Genomic DNA, 760 nt, shown 5'->3' with positions numbered 1-760 from the left:
ATCCAGTGTTTTGAATTCGTTGTTTTATGATACTTTTGTTTTCTACTTACTAGTAAATTAGATTCTCTTAAATATTTGAACAACTGATCCCTACCCATTTTTATTTGATTAGAAGACAAAAAATCTTGCATCAAATAATGTAGTTTTCTTCCTCCTAATTTTGGAAGTAACGACCTGTATTTCATTACTTCTTGTTTTACTTGATCAAGATAGTCTTTTGATTGTGACTTCTTAGTAGAACGCTTATAGAAAGCTTGTTTTGTATAACCAAACAGTTGACATAATTGCTCTGTTGTTAAAGCATTTTCTGTTTTTATTTCTTGAACTGCTTGGTACCAGACTTTTTTACAATCTTAATATTCAATTCTCTTTCAGCTATCTCGATAAACTTTTTGTATGCATCTAATTCTGCATCTTTTTGTTTTAAAGCTTTTTCTAACTCTTTTTCTGTTTGTCGTAATGATGCCTCAAGGTCTTTTATACGCTGTTGCTCTTTATCTTTCATTGGTCGTCCTATGGATTTATATTTTGTGTGAGACAATTTACCATATTTTCTTAACCAACGAGCAATTGTACTATGACCTGCAATCGAATATTTTCTATGAAGAGCTGCTTTTGTATAAAGCCCACTTTCAAATTCTTCTACAACCTTTTGTTTGAATGATAAGCTGTAAGATATTGGGGATTCTGAAGATTTTGCTTTTCTGGTGTTTGACATAAATTTATTACAATTTAGTCAACTTATTTTAGGACGTTACAA

The 760-nt window shown here is 30.4% G+C and carries 1 protein-coding gene and 1 pseudogene; both read right to left on the bottom strand.

Translation table 11 applies throughout. The features are described from left to right. Positions 1-185 (bottom strand): annotated as a pseudogene (locus NH26_RS25705) (IS3 family transposase); the annotation flags it as partial. A 128-nt stretch (positions 186-313) separates the two neighbouring features. Next, complete coding sequence (locus NH26_RS24930) at positions 314-718, bottom strand: transposase (RefSeq protein ID WP_044230068.1); 405 nt, start codon at positions 716-718, stop codon at positions 314-316. Positions 719-760 lie beyond the last annotated feature (42 nt).

It is taken from the genome of Flammeovirga pacifica (assembly GCF_000807855.2).
Lineage (GTDB): Bacteria > Bacteroidota > Bacteroidia > Cytophagales > Flammeovirgaceae > Flammeovirga > Flammeovirga pacifica.
Note: the sequence above shows the minus strand (reverse complement) of the source record. Positions and strands in the feature narration are given on the sequence as shown.